Consider the following 26,528-nt stretch of genomic DNA (forward strand, 5'->3'; position numbering starts at 1 on the left):
CGCCTCCGATTTCTTTGCGGATATGATTAAGAAATCAGGCGCGAAGCGCCGCATTCCAGGCATCGAACGGGCTTTCGCCGACAACCGTCGCATTATAGGTCGAACCGAGGATTTTGATCTTCAGCTTCGTGCCTTCGCTGGCATAGTCCGGCCGCGGCATCGCAAGCGCCAGCGCCTGACGCGACCACGTCGGATTTAGACGATTTCCCGTGGGCCTGTCCGGGTGGCACTGCTCAGCCGAAGCGATTATAAACGAGCCATCGACCCGATCCGCCGACAGGTTCGCCCCATGATCCAATCCGATCCGGTGATCGAATGGCTTCTCGACTCCGATCCGTCGATCCGGTGGCAGGTGATGCGCGACCTGCTCGATGCCCCAGATAGGGAATGGATGGCCGAGCGGGCCAAAGTCGAGACCGAGGGTTGGGGCGCCAGGCTGCTCTCTTGCCAGGACGAGGACGGGCAGTGGGCGGGCGGCGCCTTCCTGCCCGCCGGTTTCGACGCTCGCGAGTGGAGGGAGCGCGGCCAGCCGTGGACGGCCACGACTTTCTCGCTGTCGCAATTGAGGGAGTTCGGTCTTGATCCCGCCTGCGGGTGCGCCAGGCGCACCGTCGAATTGATCGGCGCCAGCGCCCGTTGGGAAGAAGGCGGCCAGCCCTACTGGGAAGGCGAAGTCGAGGAGTGCATCAACGGCCGCACCATTGCCGACGGCGCCTATTTCGGGATTGACGTCTCGCCCATCGTCGACAGGCTGGCCGGCGAGCGTCTCGACGACGGCGGCTGGAACTGCGAGCGGATCAATGGCTCTGTCCGCTCATCTTTCGCCAGCACCATCAACGTGCTGGAAGGCTTGCTGGAATACGAGAGGTCGACTGGCGGCACGCATCGGTCTCAAGAGGCGCGCAGGACGGGCGAGGAGTTTTTACTGGCCCGCAACCTCTTCCGCCGCCTCGGCACCGGCGAGCCGGCCGACGAGCGCTTCCTGCACTTCCTGCACCCGAACCGCTGGCGCTACGACATTCTGCGTGCGCTCGACTATTTCCGCTCCAGCGCGATCCTGACCGGCAATAATCCCGATCCGCGTCTCGGCGAGGCGATCGAGCACCTGCGTTCCAGACGCCTTCAGGACGGCAGCTGGCAGCTCGACGGGAGCCCTGCAGGTCGGGTGTGGTTCGAGATCGACGACGGGCAAGGCAAGCCGTCGCGATGGGTGACGCTCCGGGCTATGCGGGTGCTGAGATGGTGGAATGCCCAGCCCTCAATCAATGCCTGACGGCAAACCCAGCGCGCGCAGGAAATGCGCCTCGATCGCCCGCAGCAATTCGGCGCGATCGAATGGCGTCTCGCCGATGCCCGGCTGATTGACCACGCCGTGCAGGGCATTGAACAGGAACACCGCCGTGAAGCCAGGATCGCCGACCGACCAGGCATTCTCGCCCGCGCCAGCGGCGAGCAATTCGCTCAAATGGTCGATCAGGATGTTGCGCGAAAGCCCTTCCCTTGTTGCGGGAGGTGCTGTCACGAAGGCGAGATGATGCAGCCCGGCCGCGTCGAGATAGCCGGTGGCGCATGCCATGGACCAGGCCGCCAGTCTCCCGCGCCAATCCTCTTGTCTCCGTCCTTCGACCGCCGCGACGATGCCATCCAGCACGCCCTGCACGAAACGGGCGCGCAGCGCCTGGAGAACATCAGCCTTCGAGGAGAAGTGCAGGTAGAAGGTGCCCTTGGCGACCCCCGCCCCCGTCGTGATCTCCTCGATCGTGGTCTGCTCTACACCCTTTTCCAGAAACAGCAGTTCGGCCGCGGTCATCAGCTCGTCGCGTCGCTCCTCGGGAGGCTTGGTTCTCGGTTTAGAAACAGGATCGGCCGGCATCGACACGCTGCTCCACTCTCATTGACGGCGCGTGGGGTCGGTCCTGTGCAGGTAGCCGGTAAAAACGTCGCGCATGGCGGTGCTCTCGATTTCTGGCAGCAGGCGACCGACCTCACCGCGATGATAACCGGCATGCGTCACCACATGGGCCAGCATCTCTTCGCGGGACATGCGCCCGCGCCCACCATCGGTGAAGGTGAAGTCTATGACTTCCTCCATTTCCGGAAGCGTTATACGCGAGGTATAGTCGATATACCAACGGTCGGTTTCCCGGATATCGGACGACAGCTGCGCCACCGGCGGCGCTTCGCTGCTCCAGCTCGCCGCGTAGGAATGATTGAGCCGCTGAAGATTGGCGACGAAAATACGATCGACGAGATGGGCGTGATTGAGCACACGAAGGGCTGAGCGAAAGTCGTCAGATCGCGCCTCAGCCCCGAGCGCATTCAAGGCATCGAGAAGCTCATCGTCAACGCTGGCTTTGTATCGGAACAGAGAGTTCAACAGGGTCTGCGCGCTCATTGCGATCTCCGGGTGTGAAACGGGCGGCGCCGGCATCAAACCGACAACCTCCATTTATATGACTGACTGGCGGTCAGTCAATACGATCCAGGCTGCCCTGCCGCACAATCACGTGTCCCTTACGCGCAGCAGCCGCGCGTTGCCGTTCGCGGCCCACAGCAGGCCGCCGCCTTGCTGTTTTCCTCTGCCAGCCAGCGGTCGCGCGGCTTGCAGCTTGCCGGCCGTGGCGAAAGCGAAATACGGACGGTTCCAGCGCTGAGAACCGGCATCGCCGCACAATAGAGTTGCATCGGGCGCAGGCCATCGCTGACTTCGAAGGTCAGCTTCGCCGAACCATCCAGCTGCACGTGGTCGGTAACCTTGCGGATGATCGCCTGGAACTTGCCGGCCGGCATGTGTGTGCGGTCGCCCTCTTCGATGTCCCAGAGCTGGATGAAGATCTCCGTCCAGGCCTCAGGATTGGCGCCGCAATCGAGGGCCGAGAATTGGCCCGCTTTGACCTCGGTGATATGATAACCAGGCTTCACCGGCCGGCCGTCGTAATAGAAAACCAGCGGCGCGTCCCTTTCGCCGTCGAGCGTATTGAGCAGCAGGCCAAGGCTGATGTCGTCCTCTTGAATTTTTCCGTTGTCGATCGCGTTCATATCAGCTAATTCCTCATTTCAATAATTCAAGGATCATTGAAATATGGATCAACGTCAAGCCCTCGTCGCATTCGGTGCTCTCTCGCAAGAGACTCGCCTGCATATCGTCCGCATGCTTGTGGTCTCTGGCCCCAATGGCATGGCGGCAGGTGCAATCGCGGAGAAGGCGGAGGTCTCGCCGTCCAATATTTCCTTCCACCTGAAGGAGCTCGAACGCTCAGGCCTGATTACGCAACAACGCGAATCCCGCTCGATCATCTACACCGCCAATTACGAGGCGCTGGGCGGCCTGATCCGCTTCCTGATGGAGGATTGCTGCAGCGGAAACCCTCAGATCTGCGCGCCGGCTGCCGCCGTCGCCGCCTGCTGTGCACCTGCGACGAAAGAGGAATTGCAATGACCGCAGACCGCATTGGCGATGCGCCGTTCCGCGGCACGACGAGGATGGGCTGATGACGGGCTTCGATCTACCACGCCGGCTCGTCGCCGAGGGTCTCGGCACCGCCATGCTGGTCGCGACAGTTGTCGGGTCGGGTATCATGGCGACATCGCTGACGCAGGACGTAGGACTTGTTCTGCTCAGCAACACGCTCGCGACCGGCGCCATCCTGGTGGTGCTGGTCACTGTGCTCGGACAGATCTCCGGCGCCCACTTCAACCCGGCGGTCTCGCTGATCTTTGCGATGTCGGGCTCGCTGGCAAAACGCGATCTCGCCGGATATATCGCTGCGCAAATCTTCGGCGGCATCGTCGGGACCGTCGCGGCCCATCTGATGTTTGCCCTGCCACTTATAGAAATGTCGAGCAAGGTGCGCACCGGCGGCGCGCAATGGTTTTCCGAAGGCATGGCGACCTTCGGCCTGGCGGCGGTGATCCTCGCCGGCATCAAGTTTGAGCAGAAGGCGGTGCCGTGGCTGGTCGGGCTCTATATCACCGCCGCATACTGGTTCACCGCTTCGACCTCCTTTGCCAATCCGGCCGTCGCTTTGGCCCGCTCGCTGACCGATACCTTCTCCGGCATCCGCCCGGTCGATCTTCCCGGCTTCTGGATCGCCGAAATAACAGGCGCGGTCGCAGCCCTTCTCCTGTTCACCTGGCTGCTGCAGCCAGGCGCTTCATCAACCCTATCGTCAGAGGCAAAGCTATGAACGTCACCATCTACCACAACCCGGCATGCGGCACCTCCCGCAACACGCTGGCGATGATCCGCAATGCGGGCATAGAACCTGATATCATCGAATATCTGGAAAACCCGCCGTCACGGCAGGAACTGGTCGGGATGATTGCCGATGCCGGCCTCACCGTGCGCGATGCCATTCGCCAGAAGGATACACCCTACGCCGAACTCGGCCTCGACAATCCCGATCTAAGCGACGATCAGCTTCTCGACGCGATGCTGAAAGATCCGATCCTGATCAACCGGCCTTTCGTCGTCACCCCTCTCGGTACGCGCCTGTCGCGACCGTCGGAACTTGTCCTCGAAATCCTGCCGGAAACGCACAAGGGCGCCTTCATCAAGGAAGATGGCGAGAAGGTGCTCGATGCCGGGGGCAAGCGCATTGTCTGATCTGTATGGAACATCCCGGAAACATCAGCGCCTTTAGCACCTCGTCGCAAGCCGCGTGAGCCTCAGATCCCTATGACAATCAGCACCGAACGACCGCCGGTAGCGACCATTGTTGCACTCGGGCTTACGCAGATCATCGGTTATGGATCGCTCTATTACAGCTTCAGCATCCTCGCCCCTGACATGGCCCGTGATCTCAACTGGTCATCGGAATGGATCTTCGCTGCGCTCTCCCTAGCCCTTCTGATCGGCGGCCTGACCGCACCTCTCATGGGCACATGGATCGATCGCTTCGGCGCAGGCAGGATCATGACATCGGGCTCGGCGATTGCCGCCGCTGCCCTCGTCGTCTGCGCCTTCGCGCCGGGAAAGGTCGCTTTCGTCGCGGCATTGATCGGCATCGAGATCGCCTCAAACCTGGTGCAATATGGCGCCGCCTTTGCCCTGCTCGTGCAGATCAGGCCGCGCGTCGCCCAGCGCAGTATCACCTACCTGACGCTGATCGCCGGCTTCGCCTCGACCATTTTTTGGCCGATCACCACGGCGCTGCACGCGCATCTCTCATGGCAGAACGTCTATCTGATCTTCGCCGCGCTTCATCTCGCCATCTGCCTTCCCATTCATGCCTGGCTCTCCCGTGGTGTCAGCGAGACAAGGAGACGGACCGGAGAGGAGGCCGCCAAACGCGTCGAGCCGAGCCTTCAGCCGTCGGTGCGCCGGCCGGCCTTTATCCTGATGGTAACGGGCTTTGCTTTGGAAAGCTTCGTGAACTCGGCACTTCTGGTTCACATGGTGCCTGTCATGTCTGCACTCGGCCTCGGCACCATGGCAGTGGTAGTCGGAACGCTTTTCGGCCCGTCACAGGTGCTGAGCCGCCTCATCAATATGGTCTTTGGTGAGAGCTTGTCGCAAGTGTTGCTGGCGATCATCTGCGCGATCCTGCTGCCGGCGGCCCTTGTCATCCTCATCGCCACCGCACCCTCGGTGCCCGGCGCGCTGGCCTTCGCCGTCGTCTTCGGCCTCGGCTCCGGCCTTAACAGCATCGTCTACGGAACCTTACCGCTCGCGCTCTTCGGAAGCGATGGCTACGGCCGGCGGCAAGGCCAAATCATGTCGGCCCGTCTCGTCGTCTCCTCGATGGCGCCGTTCGCACTCGCCTTCCTGATGGGCAATCTCGGCATATCATGGTCACTGTCGATCGCAGCATTGCTCAGCACCATCGCCGTCGCCGCATTCTCCGCCATTATGCGGCTGGCGCGCCCGGTTGCCCGGTCGGAAACTGTTCCCAACCCCGGAGAAGCCTGAGCGCATTAATCAGTGCAGCCGCTACTTGACGACGGCCGAGCCCTTGACGATGTCGATCGTCTCGCCGCCGTCGAGCCCAATGCGGTCGCCGTCGGGCGTCGTCATGAAGCAGCCGGAAGGGCAGAGGCTTTCCGAAGCGCCGGCATCGACGACGACCTCGACGCGCTGGCCGCTCTCGGTGATGACGAGCACGACGGCGGCGGGGTCGGTGTTGGTGATGGATGCCGCTTCAACCGCGGACGCGGCAAGCAGCGGGACAAGCAGAACGGCGGCAAATCTTGCCATCATGTGCGGCGGCGCTGGCGCGCCCTCCCCTCGAACGATCGGTGCTGCCCCCGGCAGCGATCCCGATAGTGGAGATCATGCACATATAGCTGTGAATGATGGCTGAATGACCCGTTCAGCCTTTCAGACTGCCGTCTGCCGTCTTGCTGCGCAATTGCCGCACCGGCCGCTCTTCCTCCTCCACGGGCGTGTCCGCCGAGTTTTCCTGCTCGTTGGGTTGAACCCTGCCCGCATCGGCGAGCGCGGGACGAGCCTCCCGATGGATGGTAAGATCAGTCTGTGGCAGCGGGATCTCGATTCCCTCGGCCTTGAAGCGCTTAAGGATCTCGATCCTAAGATTGTTGCGCACTGCCATGCCGTCACCCATGTCGGCGAGGAAGAAACGCAGCTCGAAATCCAGCGAATATGGCCCGAAGCGCAGGAATTCGACATGCGGCTCCGGATTGCGCATGACGAGCGGTATCTTGGCCGTCAGTTCCAGCAGGATGTCCATCACCTGCTGCGGATCGGCGTTGTAGGCAACGGAAACCGGAATTTCCGAGCGGCCGATCTTGTTGCGGTGCGTCCAGTTGCCGACCAGGCCGTTGATCAGCTCCGAATTCGGCACGATGATCGACTGTTTGCGGAACGTCTCGATCTCGGTGGCGCGCACCGAGATGCGTTTGACGATGCCTTCGGCCGTGCCGGAAACGACATGGTCACCGACCTTGAACGGCCGCTCGACGAGCAGGATCAAGCCGGAGACGAAGTTAGAGACGATGTTCTGCAGGCCGAAACCGATACCGACAGAGAGTGCCGAGGCGACGAGCGCGAAGCTTGAGAGGTCGATGCCTGCGGCCGAAACGCCGATGATCGCCGCGATGCCGACGCCGAGATAGCCGATACCTGTCTTGACCGAATTGCGCACGCCGAGATCGACATGGCTTCGCGCCATCACATTGCCGTCGAGCCAGCGCTGCAGCCAGCGCGTCAGCAGGTAGACGCCGGCAAACAGCAGGATCCCGGTGCAGATGCCGAGCAGCGAGATGCTGATGCCACCGAGCCTGACCTCGGTGAACAGCCTATAGGCAAGCATCTGCAGGTCCTGCACATGGAAGCCCCAGAGCAGCAGGATCAGAGGGATGCCGACGATAAGCGCCACGGCATAGATCGCAAGGCCGACGAGCAGGCCGGCCTGGTCGATCGCCACCGGTCCGAGCTTGAAGCGGCGCGTCAGGAAGCGCGCGAAGAAAGTATCGCCGAAGCTTTCCTGCCTGGATATCGCCTTGCCGGAGAGCAGACCGACATACATGGTGACGACGACCGCGCCGGTGATGATGAGCTGCGTGGCAACGAAGCGTGCCAGCCCCACATAGCCAGTCAGCGCGGTGAGGATGAGACCGGCGCCGACGACACGCAGGATGATCGCCATGCCGCGGGGCCAATGCCGGCCCGGTGCATCTGGATCGCCGTTCTTCGCCAGCATCGGTTTGCCGAACGAGACCGAAATCAGGATCAGGCCGATGATCAGCGCGGCAATCAGGCTCCTGACCACGGTCAGCACCAGCGGCGAGCTCATCGCCTCGCCGATCGTACCGAACAGATAATCGAGCGCGTTGACGACGGCCATCGCCAGCAAGCAATAACCGATCGAGCGCGCGCCGAGATTGGAAAGCCGAACGAGCCGCCAGCGCGGTTCATTCGGCGCGAAGATGGCATTGACGAAGCGGCCGACGAAATAGACGAGCCCGATCGCCCCGAACAGAGCGCCGATGACGGGTGCGATGTCGGGTCGCAATACGTTGAAACCATTGAGGAAGAAGAACGACGTGACGAGTAGAACCGAGAGCGCCAGGGTGCGGATCAGCGTCGACCAGAAGGCGATCGACAGCCGGCCGATATAGGACGGGTTCTCGACTGCTTCGTCGCGACGGAGATACGAACCGAACAGCCGGTAACTGCCGGAAAGCAGGATGAGGGCCGAGGCGAGTGACAGGAAAATCGCGGCAAACAGCGGGAAACGCTTGAATTTCCAGACGAACGTGGCCCAACTTGACAGGGCCTGCAAGAATTCGCTGGCCTCATGCACGAAGGCACCGCCGGCGTCATCCAGCACCGAGACAGAGATCTCGGTGCGCCTGAGCAACGTGTCGGCAAACAGCCGCCGCCGCATTTCGGTGACCTCGTTGACGAGCTTCGTCACCGTGATCGACAGGTTTTCGGCGTCGCCCGTCACCGCATTGATCTGCGCGCGCTCGGCGGCGAGCGCGTTGCGCTCTTGGGTGACGATCTCGGCCTCCGGCGGTTGACCGTCCTTCGGCGGATCGCCGATCTCGGCAAGCCGGTTCTTGATCTGGTCCAAACGCGGCCTCAGATTGACCGATATGGTGATGACGGCGCGGCTGAGCTCGTCGGCCTTGGTCGCAAGCCCGACCAGGGCATCGTCATTGTCGGCATTCTGCTTGACGCCGTCCTGAAGAGCCGTCAGTTGGACCTTCGCCTTGTCGATCTCCTTTGTCGCCTGGTCGAGCGGCGTATCGGCAAGCGGCGCCTGCGCGGCCGCCGGTGCCTGTGGCTCCTGCGCAAAGGCCGCAGCACCCTTGAAATGCGCGCCAGCGACCGCCAGCGTCAGCAGAAGAATGGTGCGAAGCAGGATAGGTCTCAGCCGCAAAAGCGCCTCCGGAAGGGTTGTCGTCGAGGTAGAATGCCAGCTTGTCATAGTAAAGAAAGGCGACAGAAAGGCGGAAGCTCCCTGGAAAGGCCTAGAAACCGGCGCCGGGCTTGGAAAGATAGTCGCGCTCCCCAGCCGTCGACTCCCGCCCAAGCATGGCATTGCGGTGCGGAAAACGGCCATAGGCAGCGATCACGTCGCGGTGGCGGATCGCATAATCGAGATATTCTTCATCGCCGAGGGCGGTAAACAACGCCACCGATCGTTCCTGTTCGCCAAGATCTTCGGCATGTTCGAACGGCAAGTAGAAGAAGGTACGGCATGCGGTCTCCACCACCCGGTCGGCGCCGGATGCCAGCGCGAGTTTGGCTTCGCGAAGCGCCAGCCCGTCGGTCGCAACGGCAAGCGGCGTGCCGCGATAGATGTTGCGAGGAAATTGGTCGAGCACGATGACAGCCGCCAGCCGGCTCTCCGCATCCGCCCGCCATTCGGCGCCAACATCCGCGGAAAGGGCCAGATGAGTATCGCGAAAGACCGTGCTGATCTCTGCATCGAGGTCAGGCGTCGCGCGGAACCACAGCTCCCGGCCGCATCTGACGAACCAGAAATCATAGACTTCCTTCGGTGTGCGGATCGTCGCCATGTTCCTCCCCCAGCGTCATGTTTCTTGATGTATCGTCGGCAAGCTATTGTAGTGATTGGACATACGGCGTTCCGCATGGCGACAAACTCAGCACTGAACGGGGAATACCCTACTTCCCCTCATGCAACGAGAACACCAGCGTCGCCTTGGTTCCGTCATGGCCGGGGTCATAGGCGAAATCCGATTTCAGGCTGGCGGCCATGGCCGTCAGAATGCGTGTACCAAGGCCGGTCCCCCTGGCCGGGCTCGACGGATCGAAACCGGCGCCGTCATCCTCGACGATGACGCGCAATGCCTCGTCCGTCTGGTCGACGATGACGCGGATCTCGCCCGGCACGCTGTCCGGATAGGCATATTTGAAGGCATTGGTGACGAGCTCGCTGACGATCAGCCCGAGCGTGATCACCTTGTCGGTCGCCAGGTTGACCGGCTGCGCGGTGAGCACGATCCGATGCGGCCGCTTGTCGTCGCGCATCGAGGCTTCGAGTTCGGTGAGCAGGCTGTTCAGATATTCGTCGACCTGCACCGAGCCGACCTGCCGGTTGGTGTAGAGCCGACGGTGCACGCTGGCGATGGCGTTGATGCGCATCTGCGTTTCGTGCAGCGCATCGATCGCCACCTGGTCTTTGGTCATCGAGGATTGCATGCGGATCAGCGCGCCGACGAGGCCGAGGCTGTTGGCGATGCGGTGATTGACCTCGGCAAGCAGCATTTCGGCAAGGTCGCGCTGCTGGCGGATCACCTCCTGCGCCTGCGCCGTCTCGCGGCGAAAACGCGCCCGCTCCAGCGCCTGTTCGAGCGCGGCCGCGAGCAGGTCGAAATAATCGGCTGAGATCCCCTTGAGCATGTAATCGTCGGCGCCGGCCTTCAGCGCCGCGACCGCGATGCTGGTATCGTCCGAACCCGTCGCATAGATCACTGGCGGATGATCCGGCATCGCCGTGATGCAGGGCAGAATGTCGAGGCCGGTCTCGCCGGCCAGGATATGATCGAGCACGACGGCGTCGATACCGCCTTCGCCGAGTCTCGCAAGGCCGGCAGCGCCGCTCTCGGCCCACTCGACCGAAAAGCCACACCGACGCAGGTTTTTCTGCATCAGTAGGGCAAGCCCCTCGTCGTCGTCGATATAGAGGATGTGGATCAGGGCATCCGCATCGCCGCTAGAATTGCTCATTCAGTCTCCCGGCGTTCTCTCGCAGCGACGACCGCCCGCAAGCGTCCGAGTCGTCCGCATGGCAATGTCGTATTGCATTGGCCGCCTGGGGTAAACAGCAGTTATCCCTCGTTCTTGTCGCAGGCGGCGCGGAAGGAGGATGTCGGGAATCCGGCATTTTCAGAACATGACCCTGGCCTGGGGGATCCCCATGGAAGCCGCTGAAGGAGATGGGAAAACGAAGAACCTGAAATGAGATGCGCAAACGCCGAGCGGCCCAATTGGTTCCGCCCATAAGCTAATTTTTCTGGAATTTCCGATGGCCGGATACTTCGGCCCCTGCCTCTGCCGGCAATTGCAGGAAGCGCAGCGACGAGACGACGCCGATCGCGCCGACCGCGACGAAAGCCCAGCGGAAATCGGCAAGAACGGGATTGTCGGCGCCCCTGAGAGCCGAGCCGATGTTGAGCACGGCCGCCGCCACCGCCACGCCGAGCAGCATCGATACCTGCTGCAGCATGCTCGACAGCGTAGAGGCCGAGCTTCGCTGCGCCGGGCCGATATCGGCGAAGGCCAACGTGTTCAGCGCGGTGAATTCCATCGACCGCGACAGGCCGGCGAGAAAGAGCAGCGTATGGATGAAAAACGGCGGCGTCTCCGGCGAAAGGAAACCGCAGGCGGCGATCGAAAGCGCCGCTATCAGCCCGTTGACCCCAAGCACGGTGCGAAAGCCGAAGAAGCGCAGCAGCGGCGTCGTCACCGCCTTCATGCTGAAATTGCCGAGGAAATAAACGAGCAGATAGGTGCCGGCAGCAATCGAGCTCAGGCCGAAGCCGAGCTGGAACAGCAGAGGCAGCAGGAACGGCGTCGCGTTGATCGCCATCCGGCAGGCCGTGCCCGCCGACAGCGTCGACATCGAGAAGGTCTGGATGCGGAAAGCCGAAAGGTCGAGCAGCGGGTTGTCGACGGCGAGGAAATGCCGCGTCGCCATGACCGACAGTACGATGCCCGCCGCCAGCATTGATATGACGGGCAAAAGCCCGCCCTCCCATTTGACCGAGAGTTCGAGGGCGGCGAGCAGGAAGGTCAGGCCCGCAGCACTAAGGACGAAGCCCATGAGATCCAGCCGGCCGGGATTGGTCTCGCGCTGCTCCGGCACGAAACGCAGCACCAGGGCGATGCCGAGAATGCCGATCGGGATGTTGATGAGGAAGTTCCAGTGCCAGCTGGCATAGGTGGTGATGAAGCCGCCGAGCACTGGGCCGATCACCGGCGCCGTCAGTGCCGGCCAGGTGATCAGTGCGATCGCCTGGACCAGTTCCGATTTGCGGGCGTTTTTCAGCACGATGATACGCCCGACCGGCGTCATCAGCGCGCTGCCCGCCCCCTGCACGGCGCGCCACAGCACGAATTCCGCAAGGCTGCCGGACAGCCCGCAAAACAGCGAGGCGCCGGTAAAGACGGCAATCGACATCAGGAAGATGCGGCGCGCACCGAACCGGTCGCCGAGCCAGCCCGACAGCGGAATGAAGGCGGCCATCGTCAGCATGTAGACGGTGATGCCGATGCTCATCGATACCGGCTGCACGCCGAAGCTTGCCGCCATCTGCGGCAACGAGGTGGTAACGATCGTACCGTCGAGGATCTGCATGAAGAAGGAAACGGCAACGACCAGCGCCACGATCTTCGCCTGGCGGCCGCTCGCCGCCTCTTGCCCATTCTCGCTCGTCTCTGCCGTGGTCATGGATCTGCCAATAGAAATTCCGGAAGACGCGGCAGGGAAACGGGAAGAAGCCGATCGGAGATCTGCCGCGCGGGGAGCGCGGACATGGAAAGCCGCGCACTGGCTGAATACGCCCGTTGCAGCCGGGCGGAAAGGCTAAATCTCGCACTGCGCAGGAATATTCCCGATGCATCCGGATTACGGGCTGCTAAAGAAAAGATTCAAGAAAAAGGCCCCGCCGAAGCGAGGCTAAGCTTGATCCGCTCCGGGGAAAACAGGAACGGCGCGCAGTCCATACCGTGCGATCCATGTCGCAGCGAGGCCAGATGTCGCTGCATCGGTACGCTCGCCAAAGAATTTTTCGAGATCGGCCGAAAAGATCGGCTCCCAAAAATATCCGCCCATGTGGCGCCACGCTTGTCGCATTGCAGCAACGATTGAGGCTTGCAATGTTTATAAAAATAGATATCACTAAACATATTGCTAAACATGATGATTGAGGAGTTCATGTGAGCATTCTCTGAAGTGGGTGAACATGCGACGCCGGCGGGGAGCCGGCTTTTGGTTCTGGGAGGAACTTATGCAGAAAACATCGAAAGCCCTTTTGGGGCTGGCCACGGCATTCGTCATGTCGTCGGCATTGCCCAATCTCGCCAAAGCCGATGAACTGACGCTGTGCTGGGCCGCATGGGACCCCGCCAATGCGCTCGTCGAGCTGTCGAAGGATTTCACCGCCAAGACCGGCACGCAGATGAAGTTCGAATTCGTTCCCTGGACGAGTTATGCCGATCGCTTCCTCAACGAGCTGAATTCCCATGGCAAGCTCTGCGACCTCATCATCGGCGACAGCCAGTGGATCGGCGGCTCAGCCGAGAACGGCCACTATGTCAAGCTCAACGACTTCTTCGACAAGGAAGGCATCAAGATGGATGACTTCGTGCCGGCGACCGTCGTCGGCTACTCGGAATGGCCGAAGAACACGCCGAACTACTGGGCGCTGCCCGCCATGGGCGACGTCGTCGGCTGGACCTATCGCAAGGACTGGTTCGAAAAGCCGGAACTGCAGAAGGAATTCAAGGCGAAATACGGCCGGGATCTCGCAGCGCCGAAGACCTACGATGAGCTGAAGCAAATCGCCGAGTTCTTCCAGAAGCGTGAGATCGACGGCAAGACCGTCTACGGCGCCTCGATCTATACCGAGCGCGGCTCCGAAGGCATCACCATGGGCGTGACCAACGTCCTCTACGACTGGGGCTTCCAGTACGAAAACCCGAAAAAGCCCTATGACATGGAAGGCTTCGTCAACTCGGCCGACGCGGTCAAGGGCCTCGAATTCTACAAGTCCCTTTATGATTGCTGCACACCGCCCGGCAGCTCCAACGTCTATATGGTCGAATCCGCCGATGCCTTCAAATCCGGCCAGGTCGCCATGCAGATGAACTTCGCCTTCACTTGGCCTGGCCTCTACAAGGACGAGAAGGTCGGTGGCGACAGGATCGGCTTCTTCCCCAATCCGGCTGAAAAGGCGCACTTCGCCCAGCTCGGCGGCCAGGGCATCTCGGTGGTCTCCTACTCCGACAAGCGCGATGCCGCCCTGCAATACATCAAGTGGTTCGCACAACCCGATGTGCAGGCCAAATGGTGGGAACTCGGCGGTTTTTCCTGCCTGAACTCCGTCGTCAATGCGCCGGGCTTTGCCAAGAGCCAGCCCTATGCCCAGGCCTTCCTCGACTCGATGGCGATCGTCAAGGACTTCTGGGCCGAGCCGAGCTACGCCTCGCTGCTGCAGGCCATGCAGAAGCGCGTCCATAACTACGTGGTCGCCGGCAATGGCACCGCCAAGGAAGCGCTCGACGGTCTGGTGAAGGACTGGAGCGACGTCTTCAAGGACGACGGCAAGATCTAGCGCGTGGCATCCCTGATGCGCGCCATCCTCGGCAGGATGGCGGCCCGGATCGGCAGACGAGCCGGGCCGCCAAATTTCCCATATCCCAAAAGACCGGGTGAAAACTTGACTATTTCCCCTTCCTCGATCGTCGAGAAAGCAGCCGATGCGACAGCAAGGGCGACGCCCGTCTCGGTCGCCCGGCGCGTCCGCGGCCTCTCCGACAGGGCGATCGCCTGGCTGTTCATTGCGCCGGCTATCACCTTGCTGCTGGCGATCAACATCTTTCCGCTGCTTTGGGCGGTCTACCTCTCCTTCACCAATTACCGCGCCAACCGGCCGAATGCGCCGGTCCAGGGCGTCGGCCTTGGAAATTACCAGCGCGTCCTCAACGATCCCGATATCTGGCAGGCGATGCAGACCACCGCGCATTTCGTTTTCTGGACGATCGTGCTGCAGACGGTGATCGGCTTCACGCTCGCCTATCTGATCGACCGCAAGTTTCGCGGCCATGCCTTCTGGACGACGATCATCCTGATCCCGATGATGCTGTCGCCTGCCGTGGTCGGTAATTTCTGGCGCTTTCTCTACGAGCCTCAGATCGGCCTCTTCGCCTATGCCGTGTCGATGGTGTCTGGCATCCCGACATCGGATATCCAGATGCTCGGTAATGTCTCTCTGGCGCCCTGGGCGATTATCATCGTCGATACCTGGATGTGGACGCCCTATGTGATGCTGATCTGCCTCGCCGGCCTGCGCTCCATCCCCGACTATATCTATGAGGCTGCCGAGGTCGATCGCGCTTCGCCGTGGCGCCAGTTCTGGTCGATCACCGTGCCGATGGCCCTGCCCTTCATCATGCTCGCCGTGCTCTTCCGCGGCATCGAGAATTTCAAGATGTTCGACATGGTGACGCTGCTCACCGGCGGCGGGCCGGGCTCAGTCACTGAGGTCGCCTCGATCACGCTGAAACGCGCCGCCTTCGAAAGCTGGGCGACCGGCCGGGCCTCGGCCTTTGCCATCATCCTCTTCGTCGCGGTGTTCGGTCTCGCCAACATCTACGTCAAGGCACTGAACAAGGTGAAGCAACGATGAGCGCCGCCAACTCAGCCCATTCGGTCGTCGAACCGAGCCTGTCCAGCAAGCGCATCGCTTGCACCATCGTCGTCATCTATGCGCTGATCACCCTCATCCCGCTCGTCTGGATCTTCCTGACCAGCATCAAGTCGCCGCCGGATTCGATCAGCTATCCCCCGAAGATCGTCTTCACGCCGTCGCTCGAAGGCTATTGCAACCTGTTCACCACACGCACCAGGCAGACGCCTGAATATATCGCCTCGCTGCCAGCGCCGGTCGGCGCCTGTGACGAGGTAACGCGCAGGCGCAACATGGTGATCGCCGGCCCGTCGAACTTCCTGCCGCGCTTCGTCAATTCGCTGGTGATCGCCTTCGGCTCCACCTTCCTTGCGGTCTTTCTCGGCACGCTCGCCGCCTATGGCTTCTCCCGCTTCAAGGTGCCGCTCGCCGACGACCTGCTGTTCTTCATTCTGTCGACACGCATGATGCCGCCGATCGCCGTCGCCATCCCGATCTACCTGATGTACCGCGAGCTCGGCCTGTCGGACACGGCGCTCGGCATGATCCTGCTCTACACCGCCGTCAACGTCTCGCTCGCCGTCTGGCTGCTCAAGGGTTTCATCGACGAAATCCCGCGCGAATACGAGGAAGCGGCGATGATCGACGGCTATACGAGACTGCAGGCCTTCCGCAAGGTCGTACTGCCGCAGGCGACGACGGGCATTGCCGCCACCGCGATCTTTTGCCTGATCTTCGCCTGGAACGAATATGCCTTCGCCGCCCTTCTGACCTCGGGCGAGGCCCAGACCGCGCCGCCCTTCATCCCGACGATCATCGGCGAAGGCGGGCAGGACTGGCCGGCGGTCGCCGCCGGCACGACGATCTTCCTGATCCCGATCCTCGTCTTCACCATTCTCCTGCGCAAGCAGCTGCTGCGCGGCATCACCTTCGGAGCCGTCCGCAAATGAGCCATCTGATCGAAACACCTGCGCCCGCCCGCCCAAAGCGTCCGTTCCTCCTGCGCCGCGGCCCGATGGAAACCATCGCGACCGTGCTGATCGGGTTGGGCTTCCTGATGCTGTTCCAGCCCTTCCTGCTGGTGCTCTACACCTATTCGCTGGTGACCCTGCTTGCAGGCACCGTCATGTTCATCATCGTTTCGAAATTCCCGGAGTGAACCATGGCGGACATCCGGATCGAAAATCTCCGCAAAGAATTCGGCAGTTTCGTCGCCGTTCAAGATTCCAGCTTCACCGTCCATGACGGCGAGTTCCTGGCGCTGCTCGGGCCTTCCGGCTGCGGCAAGACCACCACGCTGCGCATGATCGCCGGCCTCGAGCTGCCAAGCAGTGGCAAGATCTATCTCGACGGCGAGGACGTCACCTTCAACCGCGCCAGCGCCCGCGACATCGCCTTCGTCTTCCAACTCTTCGCGCTCTACCCGCATATGAACGTGCGTAGGAATATCGGCTTCCCGCTGCTGTCGCAGGGCATGGCCAAGGCCGAAATCCGTCAACGCGTGGAAGAGACCGCCCGCCTGCTGCAGATCGACCATATTCTCAACCGCTCGGTCTCCGGCCTTGCCGGCGGCGACCGGCAGCGCGTGGCGCTCGGCCGCGCCATCGTCCGGCGCCCGAAATGCTTCCTGATGGACGAGCCGCTCGGCACGCTCGACGCCGAGTTCCGCGAGATCATGGTCCACGAATTGCGCGAACTGCACAACCGCATCCACGCGACAACCGTCTACGTCACCCACGACCAGCACGAGGCAATGGCGATGGCCGACAAGATCGCCGTTATGAACCATGGCGTCATCGAGCAGTTCGGCACGCCGCAGGAGATCTATGCCAAGCCCGCAACCATGTATGTCGCCGATTTCATCGGCTCGCCGCCGATGAACTTCATGCGTTTCACCTCGGGTCTGAAGAGCGGCGACCGCTCCATCCTGCTCGACGGCGTCGATGTCGCCGTTCCCGAGATCCATCAGGACATGGCCGAAAGCGAGCTGGCGCTCGGTGTGCGGCCGGAGCATATCCGCTTCAGCGACGCCTCGGCACTCCGCGGCGCCGTCTATGGCAGCGAATATCTCGGCACCAACCAGGTCGTGGCTGTGGAAACCCCGGGCGGGCTGATCAAGGCCCGCGTTCCCGCCAATCGCAGCTTCCAGATCGGCGAGAGGGTCGGCCTGGAATTCAATCCGGCGAAACTCGCGCTCTTCGACTGCACATCGGGCCGTGCCGTCCCGTCCTCGCTCTATCAGGAGACCCGGCATGGCTGATGTCGTCCTCAGGAACCTCGCCAAGCGCTTCGGCGACACCCAGGCTCTGGCCGATCTCGATCTTTCGATCCGCGACGGCGAGTTCGTCGTGCTGCTCGGCCCGACCGGTGCCGGCAAAACCACGACGCTGCGGCTGATCGCCGGCCTCGAAAAGCCAGATAGCGGCCGCATCGAAATCGGCGGCCGCAATGTCGCCGCCGAAGCCCCCGCCGAACGCGACGTCGCCTTCGTCTTCCAGCAATATTCGCTCTATCCGCACATGACGGTTTACGAGAACCTTGCTTTTCCGCTGAAGGCGCCGGTCCGCAAACTCAGCGCCGAGGAAATCGACCGCCGCGTCCGCGAGGTCGCCCGCATGGTCAGGATCGACCACAAGCTGGAGAACCGCTCGACCAGGCTTTCCGGCGGCGAGATGCAGCGTGTCGCGATCGGCCGGGCATTGGTGCGCCGGCCGGCGATCTATCTGATGGATGAACCTTTGTCCTCGCTCGATGCCAAGCTGCGCGCCGAACTGCGCCTGGAGCTGAAGCGCATCCAGAAGGAACTCGGCTCGACGCTGCTCTATGTCACCCATGACCAGGTGGAAGCCATGACCATGGCCGACCGGATCGGCATCGTCGCCGAGGGACGGCTGATGCAGGTGGGAACACCGCGCGAGATCTACGGCAATCCCGCCAACCTGCATGTCGCCGCCCGCCTCGGCCAGCCGCACATCAACCTACTGCCTGCGGACCTCTTGCCCGGCGGCCAGCCGCCGCCCGGCACGAAGACCATCGGTGCGCGCACCGAACATCTCGACATCATTGTCGGCAAGAATGCCAATGCCGAAATCGACTGGATCGAACATCTCGGCGACCAGAACCATCTGCACATCAGGGCAGGCAATCACAAGCTCGTCACACTTGCGGATCCATATCTGGCGATCGCGCCGGGCGACCGGATCAGCCTGACATTGCGCGATCCGCTTTATTTCGACGCGGGTGGACAGCGCCTTTCCTGACCGGCAAACAGACATGATGATGGCATGAAAAACAAACAGACGGGTCTCAATCGATGAAACACTTCTTCAACCGCAGGGAAAACATCGTCACCGAAGCCTTGGACGGTCTGCTTCTGACGAGCAGCAATGGCCGTCTGGCCCGCCTCGACAGCTTTCCCGACATCAAGGTGATCCTGCGCGCGGACTGGGACAAGTCGAAGGTGGCGATCATCTCCGGCGGCGGCGCCGGCCATGAGCCCTCCCATGCCGGCTTCGTCGGCAAGGGCATGCTGACGGCGGCCGTATCCGGCGAGATTTTCGCCTCGCCGAGCGTCGATGCCGTGCTGACGGCGATCCGCGCCGTCGCCGGCCCGAAGGGCGCCCTGCTGATCGTCAAGAACTATACCGGCGACCGGCTGAATTTCGGCCTTGCCGCCGAAAAGGCGCGCGCCGAGGGCTTCGACGTCGAGATGGTCATCGTCGCCGACGATATCGCCATCCCCGGCATCAATCAGCCGCGCGGCGTGGCTGGCACGCTATTCGTTCACAAGATCGCTGGCCATCACGCCGAACGAGGCGAGGATCTGAAGACGGTCGCGGCCCATGCCGCGGCAGCAGCCGGCGACATCGTCTCGCTCGGCATGTCGCTGTCCACCTGCAGCGTGCCCGGCCAGGCGCATGAAGACCGTCTCGGCGCGGGCGAAGGCGAGCTCGGCCTCGGCATCCATGGCGAGCCTGGCGTCGAGCGCATCGCGCTGCAGCCGGTCACCGATATCGTCGCCACCATGGTGGCACGCCTGTCGCCAACGCTGCGTGAAGGGGGAAGCCACGCCCTTCTCATCAACAATCTCGGCGCCGTGCCGCCGCTAGAAATGACCGTCATCGCCAATGCAGTGCTGTCCTCGCCGCTTGGCCGCCGCGTCCGGCTGATCATCGGCCCGGCACCGATGATGACCGCGCTCAACATGAACGGTTTCTCGCTGTCGCTGATCTGGCTGGATGCCGAGCGCGAGGCGGCGCTGACGGCAGCGGTCGAGCCGCACGCCTGGATGCCGGCCGTCGAACGCCACGAGATCAGGATCGTCGCCGCACCGAGAACATCAGCCGGATTGAACGGCGCCAACGGCAAGGCCGGAGAAAATGATCGCAACCGGCGCCTCATCACGGCGCTCTGCGATCATCTGATCTCGCAGGAAAGCGAACTCAACCGGCTGGACGGGCGCGTCGGCGACGGCGATACCGGCTCGACGGTGGCCTCAGGCGCCCGCAGTGTGCTTGCCCGCCTCGACACGCTGCCGCTCGACCGGCCGGCGGCAACGCTTGCCTCGCTCGGCGAGATCCTCGGCACCAGCATGGGCGGATCGAGCGGCGTGCTGCTGTCGATCTTCTTCACCGCCGCGGCAAAGGCGATGGCTGACAAAGCCGATATATCAGCAGCCCTTCTTGCCGGGCTCGACAGGATGACGTTCTATGGCGGAGCCGGAGTCGGCGACCGGACGATGGTCGATGCGTTGTCGCCTGCCCTGCAGGCGCTCGCATCCGGCGATGTCGCTGCCGCGGCAAGAGCTGCGGCAGCCGGTGCGGAGTCGACGAAGTCGATGATGAAGGCGAAAGCCGGACGCGCCTCCTATGTCGGCGAAAGGGATCTGGCGGGTGTCGCCGATCCCGGCGCCGTCGCGGTTGCCGGCGCGTTCGGCGTGGCGGCAAGCCTCGCCTGACCGGCGTGAAATTCAGAAGCCCGCGGGAGGCGCGGCGACAGGGAGGACGGCAGTGCAGGCGGAACCGGTGCTTGTGGCAGGATTGATAGAGGTGTGCCGCGCGACGATCGCGGCAAACAGCGATCATCTCTGCGCGCTCGATCGCGCCATCGGCGATGGCGATCACGGAACCAACATGCGGCGCGGCTGCGAGGCAGTGAGCGCCGAAGGCGAAAACCTGTCCAGCCTGCCCTTTCCCGACGCCATGGAAAAGATCGGCCTGACGCTGGTGATGACTGTCGGCGGTGCCGCCGGGCCTCTCTACGGCACGCTGCTGATGGAGATCGGCCGCGAGCTTCGCAAAAGTCATGAAAAGGCCGATTTTTCGCAGGTGCTGAAACAGGCGATCGATGCCGTGGCCAGACGCGGTCGCGCGCATGCCGGCGACAAAACCCTGCTCGACGTGCTCTATCCCGTGCATGCGGCACTTGCCAGCCGCTCGCCACTCGGCGCAATCGCCCGCAGGGCCGAGCGTTCCGCCAACCGCACTGCTGACATGAAGGCAATGCGCGGGCGCGCGGCCTATCTCGGCGACCGCTCCATCGGTCATGTCGATCCCGGCGCGTCGAGCTGCGCGCTGCTGACCACGGCGATCTGCCGCTATCTCGGGGAGCACCGTCCGCAATGAATGGAAAGACCGCAAATGTGGGTATCGTGATCGTCTCCCACTCGCCGCTGGTGGCAAGGGGGATCGCCGACATGGTGCGGCAGATGGTCGGCGACTGCGTGCCGCTCGCCTGGTCGGGTGGCAATGTCCACGGCGACCTCGGCACCGATGCCGGCGGCATCCTGAAAGCGATCGAGGCCGCATGGTCCGATGCCGGCGTCGCCGTCTTCGTCGATCTCGGTGGCGCCGAGACCAACAGCGAGATGGCGATCGAAATGCTGGGCCTTCCGCGCGCGGCCCTCGTCTCCATCTGCAACGCGCCTTTGGTTGAAGGCGCCGTCATCGCCGCTGCCGAGGCGTCGGGGGGCGCGTCGCTGGCCAAGGTCGTCGCCACAGCCGAGGAACTGTCCCCCTGATGACGAGCGGATTGCGTAGTGAAAAACAGGAGCCCGACCCATTGCACGTGAATTGCCAGACGGAGGTGGAAGTCAAGCACGGTGTCGGGCTGCATGCCCGCCCCTCCGTCACCTTCACGCGGCTTGCCAAGTCCTTCCCCTGTTCGATCGAGATCGCTGTCAACGGCAGCGACGTCTGGCTGAACGGCAAGAGCATCATCAAGATCATGGGTGCGAGAATCCGAAAAGGGTCGATCCTCAGGATCCGCGCCGACGGCATTCTCGCCGAAGAGGCGATCCGCGCGCTGAAGGAACTCATCGAGCGCAACTTCGATGAGGAAAAGAAACATGGCCGAACCGCTTAGACTGAAAGCGAAGAGCGCATCCCCGGGCATCGCATCTGGCCCGGCCTTTCTGGCCGAGCGGCCGGACGCTGCCCCTGCATCCCGAGCCGTCGGTGGATACAGCGCGCTGGAGAAGGCGATCGACATCTCGATCGGCGAACTCGAGCACCTCGCCGATGGAGCCGATGCCGAAAGCCGGGATATCATCGATTTCCAGATCGAGGTGCTGCGCGATCCGACGATCGCGGAAGCGACGGGCGCGCGCATGGAGGCCGACGAGAATGTCGTCTTCGCCTGGGTCGCCACCCTCGACGCCTATATCGGTGAACTCGAAGCGGCCGACGAGGAGCAGATGCGGGCACGCGCCGTCGATATTCTCGACATCAAGAACCGCGTGCTCGGGGCGCTCGCCGGCACCCCGATCGCCGATTTCCCGCCTGGCTCGGTCTTCGTTGGCAAGGATATGGAGCCGAGCCGCTTTCTCGCCCATGACTGGTCGAAAGGCGGCGGCATCGCGTTGTTTGCGGGCAGCACCGCCGGCCATGTCGCCCTGCTTGCCCGGGCGAAATCGGTGCCGATGGTGGTCGGCACGGGTCGCTTTTCGGCAGCAGATGGAGATCCCGTTCGCGTGGATGGCGACGCCGGTGCGGTCGTCCTGAAGGCCGGCGGCATGCTGATCCCGGCACCGGCACAAGCACCTGCCAGCGACACGCAAACTGGCAGCAGTGAGCTGCGCACGGCGGACGGCGTGCCGATCCTGCTCTCCATCAATATCAACGATCCCGCCGAGATCGATGCGCTCGATCCGGCAACGGCGGGCGTCGGCCTGATGCGCTCGGAATTTTCAGTTGCCTCGGTCGCCGATGCTGCCAACGAGGAACGACAGCTGGCAATCTATCGCCGCGTGCTGGAGCAGGCGGGCGACAGGCCGGTGATCATAAGAATGCTCGATATCGGCGGCGACAAGCCGCTCGCCGGCCTGGAAGACCTGCTGGCTCTCGCCTCGGGCCTGCGCGGCATCCGGCTGCTGCTTGCCCGGCCGGAAATCGCCCGCGTCCAGGCCCGCGCCCTGTTGCGCGCTGCTGTCTTCGGCAGGCTGTCGGTGATGCTGCCGATGGTGACGTTTCCCGACGAGGTCGACAGGATGCGCGAGCTATTCCGCGAGGAAGCCGAAAAGCTGGGCCGCCGTGCGCTGCCCCACCGAATGCCACCGATCGGCATGATGGTGGAGGTACCATCAGCCGCCTTGATGCTCGACGCCTTCGGGTCGGCGGCTTTCTTCTCGTTCGGAACCAACGACCTAACCCAATATCTCGCCGCCTCCGCCCGCGACGATATGGACGCCGATGCCGGCAAGGCTGCACCCGCCGTGCTCCGGCTGCTCGCCCAGGCGGTGAAGCTTTCCGCCGGCAAGCCAGTCAGTATCTGTGGCGACATGGCCGGCGATCCCAGCTATCTGCCCAGGCTGCTCGCTGCCGGCCTCCGGCATTTTTCCGTGGCGCCGGCCCGGCGTCCCGCGATAAGATCGGCGATCATCGGCCTCAATGCCGATGGCACAAGGGCAGCCGGAGAGTAGGATGGCGCGCGAAGACATCGAAGACGCCATTATCACCTACAAGTCCATTCTGGCGCAGATCATCGACAACAGGCCATCGGGCACGCGCCAGCGACTGGCGACGGCGCTTGGAAAACATCGCAGCTTCGTCACCCAGATCACCAGCCCGACCTATGCGACGCCGCTGCCGGCGCGCCATCTCGCGACGATCGTCCGCGTCTGCCATTTCAGCGCTGCCGAACAGGAGCGCTTTCTCGAAGCCTATCAGGCCGCCCATCCCGGCAAGTTGCCGGATCTCGGCCATTCCGAGAAATTGCGACACCTGTCGCTGATGGTGCCTGATTTCGGCGACGACAGGAAAAACCGCCTGCTGGAAGAGGCGATCTCAGATCTGGTGCAGAAAATCGTCGCGATATCGGGTGCGGAATGACGAGTAAGCTGGTTGACGTAACGTAACGCTTTTGGCCTTGGGAGAGGCTTGATGAAGAAGTTCATGAACACTGCGGAAACCATGGTCGCCGAAAGCGTCGAAGGCTTCGTGCGCGCCCATGAGGCCTTCGTGGTGTTCGGGCCTGAGCGCAGATGCATCCGCCGCCGCCATCTCACCCCTGGCAAGGTGGCGCTTATATCAGGCGGCGGCGCCGGCCATGAGCCGATGCATATCGGCTTCGTCGGACACGGCATGCTGGACGCCGCCTGCGTCGGCCATATCTTCACCTCGCCGACGCCGAGTCAGATCATCGCCGCGATCGAAGAGACCGATACCGGCGCCGGCTGCCTGCTGGTGGTCAAGAATTACGACGGCGACCTGATGAATTTCGAAATGGCGATCGAAATGGCCGGAGATCGCCACAGCCTCGACATGGTGGTCGTCAGTGACGATATCGAAACATCGAAGATCGGCGAAGGCAGAGGCCGACGCGGCGTCGCCGGAACGCTGGTCGTCGAAAAGATCCTCGGCGCTGCGGCCGAACGCGGCATGACACTTTCCGCATTGAAGCAGCTTGGGGAAGGTTTGAATACGCGCATCCGCTCAATGGGTGTGGCGCTGAATGGCGTGACGGTGCCGCAGACCGAGCGCACCACATTTTCGCTCGGACCCGACGAAATGGAGATTGGCGTCGGCATCCATGGCGAACCCGGCCATGCCAGGCAGCCCTTCGCCGCCTCCGACACCATCATCGGCCATCTCTGCCAGACCATCGCCGGCGACATCGCGGCAGCGCCAGGCGCCAAGGCGTTGCTCTTCGTCAACGGCCTCGGCGGCACGCCGCCCGCCGAACTCTACCTCGCCTATAACGGCGCCCGCCGTTTCATCGAGGAAAGAGGCATCCCGATCGAGCGCTCACTGGTCGGAACCTACGTCACCTCGCTCGACATGCAGGGACTGTCCGTCACCCTTGCCTTACTGACCGACGAGGAAATCGCCCTCTGGGACGCGCCGGTGGCGACCGCAGCGCTGCATTGGCCGTGACAGCGTTCCAAGCGTGTCAGATATAAAGCGCCGCCATCTTCCGCCAGGCGCCGGCGCGGTGGGCGCGTCCATCCCAGACATGTAACTGATGGCCGACATTCTTGTCCGCGAGCAACCGGCTGAGATAGCGGTTATTGTCGAGGAAAGGGTCAGCATCGCCAATGGTGAGAATGATGTCGCTCTCACGCAGCCTGTCGAGCCGCCAATCGCCGCCGAGCCCAGGCAGAAAATGCGTCGGCGTGTGGAAATAGACGCTGTCGTCGTAATAGCCGTCGAACAGGTCGCCGAAGGATTCCACCTTCATCGTCAGGTCGTAGCGGCCGGAAAAGGCGACGAGCTTGCGGAAGAGATGCGGATGGCGAAAGAACAGGCTTGCCGCCTGGAAGGCGCCGAGGCTGCAGCCATGCACGATGGTGCATTCATGCGAATTCTTCGCCGCCATCAGCGGCAGCACCTCATTCAGGATGTAATCCTCGAGCGCACCATGCCGGCGGATGCGCTCGGCCGGGTGACGGTGGAAGCCATAGAAGGTTTCTGCCGCCAGGCCCTCGATGCAATAGAGCTGGAGATGGCCGGCCCCGAGCTTGTCTGCGAGGCTCGCGACCAGCCCGAGCTGTTCATACTCGAAGAAGCGCCCGTCCCGCGTCGGAAAGACCAGCACCTTGGCGCCGGCATGGCCGAACACTACAGCGCCGCGCGTCTTTTCAGACGCGCAAAGGACGCTGTAGCACTTTGAATGGCTGCATAATTTTGTCCTTAAATCGAGTCCGATTGAAGGAATTATGCAGCAGCATCTCCATGTCTCGATGCAGCCGCTGACTGTACCAGCGCAGATATTCGCGGTTCATGGCACCCTGAAAAACTGTCCCAACTTGTCGCGGAGAACCGCCTCTTGCTCAGCGCCGCCAGGATAGTCGAAATGCCCGGCATCCAGGATGAAGATTTCATTAAATTTCGGTAGCGCATTCGCGACAGCGAACTGACAGGGTGGCGCCACCGAAGGATCGAACAGCGCAACGGCAACCAGCATCGGCACCTTGATTCGCGAAGCGGCCGTTGCCGCATCGTAGAGCCGAAGCGTCTCGAGCACATCTGCGTGTTCCTTATGATACTCCTGCACCGATTGCGCGCTGCCGACGGTCGGCAAGATCAGCCGCAACGGCTGATCCCCGAAACTTGGCAGCGCCAGATGGCCGCGATCGATGCGCTGGTCGTAAGCGATCGCCATTGCCCCGACACCGCCGCCGAAGCTGATGCCGCTATAGCCGATATGCCCTGAAAGCCAGGGATAGAGTGCAACAAGCGTCGAGACGGCAAGCCAGATATCCTCGACGCAGCCGCCGATGATATAGGATTTAGGCTTGTCGATATCGTGCAGCACATGCCAGGAGGGATTCTGCGAGATCGGCGGACGAGCGCTAAGCGACAGCCCGCGGCAGCAGGGAAAAAGCACTGCCGTTTCCTTGACCGGCAGATCGAATTCAGGCCGATCCCGCCCGCCATAACCATGCCCGACGACGAGGCCGCGCCGCACCTCCCCCTGACGCGGCAGGATGAGCCAGCCGCCGATCCTGAATGACCCGGTCGAGATATAGACGAGATCGAGCACATGCCAGTCGGGATGGCTGATCTTGCTCCGGCGCAGCACCGGCTGCGGATCGACCGTCAGCGCCCTGAGATAACGCGCCTCCCAGAAATCGTCGAAACCCTCAGGCGCCTCGGGCTGCTTGACGGCAAGGAGGTCTGCGAGCTGCATGCCGTAGGTCGGATCAAAGTCGAAGGGATGTGTCGTCGGAATACTCATCCAAGGCT

General features: G+C 62.6%; 30 protein-coding genes. 19 read left to right on the plus strand and 11 right to left on the minus strand.

All coding sequences use genetic code 11. The annotated features are described in order from the left end of the window. Positions 1-34: 34 nt before the first annotated feature. Positions 35-160, minus strand: coding sequence for a hypothetical protein (locus AC1D1Z_RS02630; RefSeq protein WP_261320509.1), 126 nt, complete (start codon positions 158-160; stop codon positions 35-37). A 129-nt stretch (positions 161-289) separates the two neighbouring features. On the opposite strand from AC1D1Z_RS02630, the gene AC1D1Z_RS02635 reads away from it, so the two are divergent. After that, positions 290-1,273 carry a squalene cyclase gene (locus tag AC1D1Z_RS02635; protein WP_130652580.1) on the plus strand — a complete coding sequence of 328 codons (984 nt, stop codon included), beginning with the start codon at positions 290-292 and terminating at the stop codon, positions 1,271-1,273. Here the strand turns inward: AC1D1Z_RS02635 and AC1D1Z_RS02640 are convergent. The 3 genes from AC1D1Z_RS02640 to AC1D1Z_RS02650 all read right to left on the minus strand — a co-directional run bounded on the left by AC1D1Z_RS02640 (position 1,259) and on the right by AC1D1Z_RS02650 (position 3,039). Then, the gene (locus AC1D1Z_RS02640; RefSeq protein WP_130652581.1) at positions 1,259-1,873 is read right to left on the minus strand and encodes a TetR/AcrR family transcriptional regulator; all 615 of its coding nucleotides are present in this window, start codon (positions 1,871-1,873) and stop codon (positions 1,259-1,261) included. The genes AC1D1Z_RS02635 and AC1D1Z_RS02640 overlap by 15 nt on opposite strands. Before the next feature lie 18 nt (positions 1,874-1,891). After that, the gene (locus AC1D1Z_RS02645) at positions 1,892-2,395 is read right to left on the minus strand and encodes a DinB family protein (protein WP_130652582.1); all 504 of its coding nucleotides are present in this window, start codon (positions 2,393-2,395) and stop codon (positions 1,892-1,894) included. A 119-nt stretch (positions 2,396-2,514) separates the two neighbouring features. Further along, the gene (locus AC1D1Z_RS02650) at positions 2,515-3,039 is read right to left on the minus strand and encodes a DUF6428 family protein (RefSeq protein WP_130652583.1); all 525 of its coding nucleotides are present in this window, start codon (positions 3,037-3,039) and stop codon (positions 2,515-2,517) included. Positions 3,040-3,082: 43 nt separating this feature from the next. Here AC1D1Z_RS02650 and AC1D1Z_RS02655 point away from each other — a divergent pair, with 43 nt between their 5' ends. From AC1D1Z_RS02655 to arsK, 4 genes are all read left to right on the plus strand, one after another. Further along, the gene (locus tag AC1D1Z_RS02655; protein WP_018242433.1) at positions 3,083-3,439 is read left to right on the plus strand and encodes an ArsR/SmtB family transcription factor; all 357 of its coding nucleotides are present in this window, start codon (positions 3,083-3,085) and stop codon (positions 3,437-3,439) included. A gap of 52 nt (positions 3,440-3,491) precedes the next feature. Beyond that, a complete protein-coding gene (locus AC1D1Z_RS02660; protein ID WP_018242434.1) occupies positions 3,492-4,187 on the plus strand; it encodes an aquaporin in 696 nt (231 codons plus the stop codon). Continuing rightward, complete coding sequence (gene arsC / locus AC1D1Z_RS02665) at positions 4,184-4,606, plus strand: arsenate reductase (glutaredoxin) (RefSeq protein WP_130652584.1); 423 nt, start codon at positions 4,184-4,186, stop codon at positions 4,604-4,606. The genes AC1D1Z_RS02660 and arsC overlap by 4 nt, the downstream gene beginning before the upstream one ends. 72 nt (positions 4,607-4,678) lie before the next feature. Beyond that, on the plus strand, positions 4,679-5,911 hold the full coding sequence (arsK, locus tag AC1D1Z_RS02670; protein WP_130652585.1) for an arsenite efflux MFS transporter ArsK: 1,233 nt from the start codon (positions 4,679-4,681) through the stop codon (positions 5,909-5,911). A gap of 21 nt (positions 5,912-5,932) precedes the next feature. Here arsK and AC1D1Z_RS02675 read toward each other — a convergent pair whose 3' ends face one another. From AC1D1Z_RS02675 to AC1D1Z_RS02695, 5 genes are all read right to left on the minus strand, one after another. Further along, positions 5,933-6,199, minus strand: a complete 267-nt coding sequence (locus tag AC1D1Z_RS02675) for a hypothetical protein (RefSeq protein ID WP_047620995.1) — start codon at positions 6,197-6,199, stop codon at positions 5,933-5,935. Positions 6,200-6,311: 112 nt separating this feature from the next. Beyond that, positions 6,312-8,846, minus strand: a complete 2,535-nt coding sequence (locus tag AC1D1Z_RS02680; protein WP_130652586.1) for a mechanosensitive ion channel family protein — start codon at positions 8,844-8,846, stop codon at positions 6,312-6,314. A 91-nt stretch (positions 8,847-8,937) separates the two neighbouring features. Beyond that, positions 8,938-9,489 carry a DUF924 family protein gene (locus tag AC1D1Z_RS02685; RefSeq protein WP_130652587.1) on the minus strand — a complete coding sequence of 184 codons (552 nt, stop codon included), beginning with the start codon at positions 9,487-9,489 and terminating at the stop codon, positions 8,938-8,940. Positions 9,490-9,598: 109 nt separating this feature from the next. Beyond that, positions 9,599-10,663, minus strand: a complete 1,065-nt coding sequence (locus AC1D1Z_RS02690; protein ID WP_018447253.1) for a histidine kinase dimerization/phosphoacceptor domain -containing protein — start codon at positions 10,661-10,663, stop codon at positions 9,599-9,601. A gap of 277 nt (positions 10,664-10,940) precedes the next feature. Continuing rightward, entirely contained in the window at positions 10,941-12,386 is a 1,446-nt protein-coding gene (locus tag AC1D1Z_RS02695; protein WP_018447251.1) for an MFS transporter, read from the minus strand. A gap of 84 nt (positions 12,387-12,470) precedes the next feature. Between AC1D1Z_RS02695 and AC1D1Z_RS02700 the strand changes: the two genes are divergently transcribed. The 14 genes from AC1D1Z_RS02700 to AC1D1Z_RS02765 all read left to right on the plus strand — a co-directional run bounded on the left by AC1D1Z_RS02700 (position 12,471) and on the right by AC1D1Z_RS02765 (position 24,716). Beyond that, positions 12,471-12,806, plus strand: a complete 336-nt coding sequence (locus tag AC1D1Z_RS02700; RefSeq protein WP_165403093.1) for a hypothetical protein — start codon at positions 12,471-12,473, stop codon at positions 12,804-12,806. Between the two features lie 139 nt (positions 12,807-12,945). Beyond that, positions 12,946-14,271 (plus strand): ABC transporter substrate-binding protein, encoded by a 1,326-nt coding sequence (locus AC1D1Z_RS02705; RefSeq protein ID WP_018242444.1) that lies wholly within the window; start codon positions 12,946-12,948, stop codon positions 14,269-14,271. Between the two features lie 105 nt (positions 14,272-14,376). Beyond that, the gene (locus tag AC1D1Z_RS02710) at positions 14,377-15,345 is read left to right on the plus strand and encodes a carbohydrate ABC transporter permease (RefSeq protein WP_112906592.1); all 969 of its coding nucleotides are present in this window, start codon (positions 14,377-14,379) and stop codon (positions 15,343-15,345) included. Beyond that, positions 15,342-16,295 (plus strand): carbohydrate ABC transporter permease, encoded by a 954-nt coding sequence (locus AC1D1Z_RS02715; RefSeq protein ID WP_130652588.1) that lies wholly within the window; start codon positions 15,342-15,344, stop codon positions 16,293-16,295. The genes AC1D1Z_RS02710 and AC1D1Z_RS02715 overlap by 4 nt, the downstream gene beginning before the upstream one ends. Further along, positions 16,292-16,504, plus strand: coding sequence for a hypothetical protein (locus AC1D1Z_RS02720; RefSeq protein ID WP_018447247.1), 213 nt, complete (start codon positions 16,292-16,294; stop codon positions 16,502-16,504). Before AC1D1Z_RS02715 ends, AC1D1Z_RS02720 begins: the two co-directional genes overlap by 4 nt. A 3-nt stretch (positions 16,505-16,507) precedes the next feature. Beyond that, on the plus strand, positions 16,508-17,605 hold the full coding sequence (locus AC1D1Z_RS02725; RefSeq protein WP_018447246.1) for an ABC transporter ATP-binding protein: 1,098 nt from the start codon (positions 16,508-16,510) through the stop codon (positions 17,603-17,605). Beyond that, on the plus strand, positions 17,598-18,605 hold the full coding sequence (locus tag AC1D1Z_RS02730; protein WP_028733130.1) for an ABC transporter ATP-binding protein: 1,008 nt from the start codon (positions 17,598-17,600) through the stop codon (positions 18,603-18,605). The genes AC1D1Z_RS02725 and AC1D1Z_RS02730 overlap by 8 nt, the downstream gene beginning before the upstream one ends. Positions 18,606-18,658: 53 nt before the next feature. Continuing rightward, positions 18,659-20,302, plus strand: a complete 1,644-nt coding sequence (locus tag AC1D1Z_RS02735; protein ID WP_130652589.1) for a dihydroxyacetone kinase subunit DhaK — start codon at positions 18,659-18,661, stop codon at positions 20,300-20,302. A 52-nt stretch (positions 20,303-20,354) separates the two neighbouring features. Next, complete coding sequence (gene dhaL, locus AC1D1Z_RS02740; protein WP_130652590.1) at positions 20,355-20,969, plus strand: dihydroxyacetone kinase subunit DhaL; 615 nt, start codon at positions 20,355-20,357, stop codon at positions 20,967-20,969. Further along, positions 20,966-21,364: a dihydroxyacetone kinase phosphoryl donor subunit DhaM gene (dhaM, locus tag AC1D1Z_RS02745; RefSeq protein ID WP_028733133.1), complete on the plus strand. Its 399-nt coding sequence runs from the start codon at positions 20,966-20,968 to the stop codon at positions 21,362-21,364. Before dhaL ends, dhaM begins: the two co-directional genes overlap by 4 nt. After that, a complete protein-coding gene (locus tag AC1D1Z_RS02750; protein ID WP_026230806.1) occupies positions 21,364-21,708 on the plus strand; it encodes an HPr family phosphocarrier protein in 345 nt (114 codons plus the stop codon). The genes dhaM and AC1D1Z_RS02750 overlap by 1 nt, the downstream gene beginning before the upstream one ends. Further along, a complete protein-coding gene (locus AC1D1Z_RS02755; RefSeq protein ID WP_130652592.1) occupies positions 21,692-23,263 on the plus strand; it encodes a putative PEP-binding protein in 1,572 nt (523 codons plus the stop codon). The genes AC1D1Z_RS02750 and AC1D1Z_RS02755 overlap by 17 nt, the downstream gene beginning before the upstream one ends. Position 23,264: 1 nt before the next feature. Beyond that, positions 23,265-23,672 (plus strand): hypothetical protein, encoded by a 408-nt coding sequence (locus AC1D1Z_RS02760; RefSeq protein WP_028733135.1) that lies wholly within the window; start codon positions 23,265-23,267, stop codon positions 23,670-23,672. Between the two features lie 51 nt (positions 23,673-23,723). Further along, positions 23,724-24,716: a dihydroxyacetone kinase subunit DhaK gene (locus AC1D1Z_RS02765; protein ID WP_130652593.1), complete on the plus strand. Its 993-nt coding sequence runs from the start codon at positions 23,724-23,726 to the stop codon at positions 24,714-24,716. 16 nt (positions 24,717-24,732) lie between these two features. Here the strand turns inward: AC1D1Z_RS02765 and AC1D1Z_RS02770 are convergent, their stop codons facing one another. Both AC1D1Z_RS02770 and AC1D1Z_RS02775 read right to left on the minus strand, forming a co-directional pair. Next, the gene (locus AC1D1Z_RS02770) at positions 24,733-25,401 is read right to left on the minus strand and encodes an esterase family protein (RefSeq protein ID WP_130652594.1); all 669 of its coding nucleotides are present in this window, start codon (positions 25,399-25,401) and stop codon (positions 24,733-24,735) included. Between the two features lie 159 nt (positions 25,402-25,560). Beyond that, the gene (locus AC1D1Z_RS02775; protein ID WP_130652595.1) at positions 25,561-26,520 is read right to left on the minus strand and encodes an acetylxylan esterase; all 960 of its coding nucleotides are present in this window, start codon (positions 26,518-26,520) and stop codon (positions 25,561-25,563) included. Positions 26,521-26,528: the final 8 nt, after the last annotated feature.

Source organism: Rhizobium sp. P1_E1, from assembly GCF_056406015.1.